The following is a 4,563-nucleotide window of genomic DNA, read 5'->3' on the forward strand; positions in this document are numbered from 1 at the left end:
GGCAGTATGTGCGCCGGTGGTGACGGCGATGGCGCGGATTTTGGCGTTGGCGGCCATTTCTAGGTCGTGGGTGGTGTCGCCGACGACGACGGCCTCTTCCGGTTCAACACTCAGTCGGTCGCAGAGGGCGAGTACCATGTCGGGCGCGGGTTTGGACGGATATTCGCTGGCGCAGGCGGTTTCCAGCCAAAAGGCTTGGGTGTCGGTTTGCTCGATGGACCTATCCAGTCCGCTGCGGCCTTTTCCGGTCGCTACGGCAAGCCAATAGCCTTGTTGCTTCAAGCGTTGCAGGCAGGGCAGGGCTTCGGGGAACAGAGTCATGTTGTGGTTGTTGGGATTTAGGTAGTGCGCGGCATAGGTCTCAATCAGGGTTTCCTGAACGTGTTCGCTGACGTTGTGGGCAAGGCGGCGGATGATGCCGGAGAGGCTGTATCCGATGAGCGGGCGGATTTGGTCGGCTTCGGGAACGGGTAGGCCGCAATCGGCAAAGCTTTGCTGGAAGGTGTGGATGATGGGGTTGGTGGTGTCGGCAAGCGTGCCGTCCCAGTCGAAAATGATGAGTTTGGGTTTCATGGGTTTCCTTTCAGACGGCCTTGAATAACTTATTATTTTAAAAGTGTATTTTGGTGTGGCTGAATTCACCAAAATACACGAATAGAACTATGGGTTACTTAATATTTTAACTTTTTCTTGATTGAATTCTTGTTCGGAAAGAATACCTTGATCTAATAATTTCTTTAAATTTACTAATTGATCATATTTTTTGTTGTTGCTTGAATTATCAATATCTACTTGTTTTGTCTCTGTGCAGATAAAAATAATTTCAATCCTAGGCCAATTCCCTAAGATGTGAGGAGGAGTAGATGCTCTTTCTCTAATTGCTTTCATACTTTTATTTTTTTGTTTGCAGAAAGCCTGTGCTCTTTTTTCGGCACTGTGTCTCACAGCAGTTGAAGGAGTAAATCCTGATGCTCCTTGGTGGAATATGCGATATTCTTGTTCATTATTTTCATTAACATCTAAAATAGTTTCTTTGCCTTTGTAAATGATTGCTGTATCAAAACCCGAGTTGCCCTTTTCAACGATTTGGATTCCCGATGCAGTTGTACAACCAGCTAAAATTAATGCTAATAGAAGATAAAATTTAGACATGACGTTTCCTTATTTTGGGTTAAGTAAATCTATTTGATTTCAGACGGCCTTTTCCTGATTTTCCAACATTACAATGAATTGCGCCAATTCTTGCGGCAGGGAGGCTTTCAGGATCAGTTTTTCGCCGGTCAGCGGATGGGCAAGGTGCAGCTCGGAGGCGTGCAGGAACATTCTTTTCAAACCGAGTTTCTGCAGACGTTTGTTGGCTTGATAGTCGCCGTAGCGTTCGTCGCCGGCAATGGGGCAGTCTTGCGATTGCAGATGGACGCGGATTTGGTGGGTGCGACCGGTTTTTAGGGTGGCTTCGACAAGGGTCAGGTCGGACAGGCCGACTTGGTGCAAAAGGCCGTCTGAAAAACGGTTTAACACGCGGAAAATGGTGTGGGCGGATTGGCCGTCTTCGCTGACGCGCACCATTTTTTCGCCTTGTGCGCCGGTGTATTTGAACAGGGGGAGCTTGACGTGGAAGCGGTCGTTCGGCAGCCTGCCGACACCCAGCGCGAGATAGATTTTTTTCGGATGGTCGTTGCGGATGGCTTCGTGCAGTTTTACCAAGGCGCTGCGTTTTTTGGCTATCATCAAAAGGCCGCTGGTATCTTTGTCGAGGCGGTGGACGAGTTCGAGATAACGCGCTTCGGGACGGGCGCGGCGGATTTGTTCGATGACGCCGAAGCTCACGCCGCTGCCGCCGTGGACGGCAACGCCGGACGGTTTGTTGATGACCAAAAGCGCATCGTCTTCGTAAACGATGTCAAACTCGCGCGCGGGCGCGGCCTGACTTTCAGACGGCCTTTGTTTTTCGGCGGTGCGTATCGGCGGAATGCGGACGGTATCACCTGCCTGAATGCGGTTGTCGGGTTTGCAGCGTTTTTTGTTCAGCCGCACTTCGCCGGCGCGGATGATGCGGTGGATATGGCTTTTCGGGACGCCTTTGAGGATTTTTATCAGATAGTTATCAAGGCGTTGGCCTTCCTCGTGTTCGGCAACGGCAATCAGGCTGACTGAATCTTTGCGTATTGCGTGCATTTTCTCTATAATCCCAAACGTCCGTTTCGGGACCCGAACCTGCCGTCGCAGGCCGTCTGAAACGGATTTATTGTTAAAACGAGATTTTATATTAAAAACGCACTCCGCAAAGCATTTCCTTGTGTTTGTTCAAAGCCGGCAAACGCAATCCCGTAATTAAGTTTGAATTGAACCTGCCGTCCGGCCGGGCGTAAGACGCAGTCCGCGCAGCACCGTCCGAAATTACCGGCGCTACGATAATAAGAAGATGTAGGCTGCCTTCATTTTGTCCGAAACATCAGCATTCGGACGGCAGCGGAACCATCAACCTTTCCGCCGCATTGTTCTTTATTTCCTTCTTTATCCGAATCCGTCCGCACATGGCTTGAGTTCAAGCATGCAACCTTGCGGATTTCAAATCAAAAACTGGTTACACAGGGGTTCCCCCATCTTGCCTTTGCAGAGTGCCAACCGGACAGACAGGCCGTCTGAAAAAGATATTCACAAATCAAACGGCCGCTGTTCACGAGGTGACTATGAAAAGAATGTTATTCAACGCAACGCAGGCCGAAGAGCTGCGCGTTGCCATTGTCGATGGCCAAAACCTTTTGGACTTGGACATCGAAACGCTGGGCAAAGAACAGCGTAAAGGCAATATCTACAAAGGTATCATTACCCGCATCGAGCCGTCGCTGGAAGCGTGTTTCGTCGATTACGGAACCGACCGCCACGGCTTTTTGCCGTTTAAGGAAGTGTCGCGTTCGTATTTCCGCGACTACGAAGGCGGCAGGGCGCGTATTCAGGACGTGCTCAAAGAAGGCATGGAAGTTATCGTCCAAGTCGAAAAAGACGAGCGCGGCAACAAAGGCGCGGCACTGACCACCTTCATCAGCCTGGCCGGCCGCTATCTGGTATTGATGCCCAACAATCCGCGCGGCGGCGGCGTATCCCGCCGTATCGAAGGCGAAGAACGCCAAGAACTCAAAGCCGCCATGGCCGAACTCGACATTCCAAACGGCATGAGCATCATTGCCCGCACCGCCGGCATCGGCCGCAGCGCGGAAGAGTTGGAATGGGACTTGAACTACCTCAAACAACTCTGGCAAGCCATTGAAGAAGCAGGAAAAGCACACCATGACCCTTACTTGCTCTTTATGGAAAGCTCACTGCTGATTCGTGCGATTCGCGACTATTTCCGTCCCGACATCGGCGAGATTTTGGTGGATAATCAAGAGGTTTACGACCAAGTTGCCGAGTTTATGAGCTATGTCATGCCGAGCAATGTAGGCCGTCTGAAACTCTATCAAGACCACACGCCGCTGTTCTCCCGTTTCCAAATCGAACACCAAATCGAAAGCGCGTTCTCACGCAGCGTCAGCCTGCCGTCAGGTGGCGCGATTGTGATCGACCACACCGAAGCCCTGGTTTCCATCGACGTCAACTCTGCGCGTGCTACACGCGGCTCTGACATTGAAGACACCGCGTTCAAAACCAATATGGAAGCCGCCGAAGAGGTTGCCCGTCAAATGCGCCTGCGCGACTTAGGCGGTTTGGTCGTCATCGACTTCATCGACATGGAAAATCCGAAACACCAACGCGATGTTGAAAACGTCCTGCGTGACGCGCTCAAAAAAGACCGCGCACGCGTGCAAATGGGCAAACTGTCCCGCTTCGGCCTTTTGGAATTGAGCCGCCAACGTTTGAAACCGGCTCTGGGCGAAAGCAGCCATGTTGCGTGTCCGCGCTGTGCCGGCACCGGCGTCATCCGCGGCATCGAATCCACCGCCCTGCACGTTTTGCGCATCATTCAAGAAGAAGCAATGAAAGACAACACCGGCGAAGTGCATGCACAAGTGCCTGTCGATGTTGCCACCTTCCTGTTGAACGAAAAACGCGCCGAGCTGTTTGCGATGGAGGAGCGCTTGGATGTCAACGTCGTCCTGATTCCAAACATCCATTTGGAAAATCCGCACTACGAAATCAACCGCATCCGCATTGATGACGTAGAAGAAGATGGCGAACCGAGCTACAAACGCGTTGCCGAGCCGGAAGAAGACGAGTCTGCCAAACCTTTCGGCAGCGAAAAAGCCAAAGCTTCCCGTCCTGAGCCAGCTGTCAAAGGCGTGCGCCATACACAGCCTGCACCGACTGTCGCCCCTGAGAAAAAAGCCTCTTGGTGGGACAGCTTCAAAGCTTGGTTGAAACGCATTTTCGGCGGTGAGCCTGCACCTGCCGCAGTTGCTCAAGAGCCTGCCGAAAAACGCACTACAACCAACCGCAGCCAAAACAGTAACCGCCGTTCAAACAGCCGCCGTCAAAATCCACGCCGCAACAACAAACACGACGGCAGCAAAGTCGAAGTGCGCGAAGTGAATGCCGAAGCTGCCGACAGCAAGTTTGAAGAAA

The 4,563-nt window shown here is 51.9% G+C and carries 4 protein-coding genes; 1 reads left to right on the plus strand and 3 read right to left on the minus strand.

Annotated features, from left to right (window positions below; genetic code table 11):
• The 3 genes from Q1M25_RS08305 to Q1M25_RS08315 all read right to left on the minus strand — a co-directional run.
• The coding region (locus Q1M25_RS08305; RefSeq protein ID WP_300483798.1) for an HAD-IA family hydrolase at nucleotides 1-573 on the minus strand (573 nt) is incomplete at its 3' end.
• Nucleotides 574-660: 87 nt separating this feature from the next.
• On the minus strand, nucleotides 661-1,152 hold the full coding sequence (locus Q1M25_RS08310; protein ID WP_070826668.1) for an SHOCT domain-containing protein: 492 nt from the start codon (nucleotides 1,150-1,152) through the stop codon (nucleotides 661-663).
• A 39-nt stretch (nucleotides 1,153-1,191) separates the two neighbouring features.
• On the minus strand, nucleotides 1,192-2,178 hold the full coding sequence (locus Q1M25_RS08315; protein ID WP_300483799.1) for an RluA family pseudouridine synthase: 987 nt from the start codon (nucleotides 2,176-2,178) through the stop codon (nucleotides 1,192-1,194).
• 515 nt (nucleotides 2,179-2,693) lie between these two features.
• Between Q1M25_RS08315 and Q1M25_RS08320 the strand changes: the two genes are divergently transcribed.
• Nucleotides 2,694-4,563, plus strand: a 1,870-nt coding sequence (locus tag Q1M25_RS08320) for an Rne/Rng family ribonuclease (protein ID WP_300483800.1), incomplete at its 3' end; no start/stop codon positions are given.

The organism is uncultured Neisseria sp., from assembly GCF_951230505.1.
GTDB lineage: Bacteria > Pseudomonadota > Gammaproteobacteria > Burkholderiales > Neisseriaceae > Neisseria.

Bases quoted from the DNA above. Each gene is read 5' to 3' on its own strand.
- Q1M25_RS08310 (WP_070826668.1), bottom strand. From the start codon at position 1,152: ATGTCTAAATTTTATCTTCTATTAGCATTAATTTTAGCTGGTTGTACA.
- Q1M25_RS08315 (WP_300483799.1), bottom strand. From the start codon at position 2,178: ATGCACGCAATACGCAAAGATTCAGTCAGCCTGATTGCCGTTGCCGAA.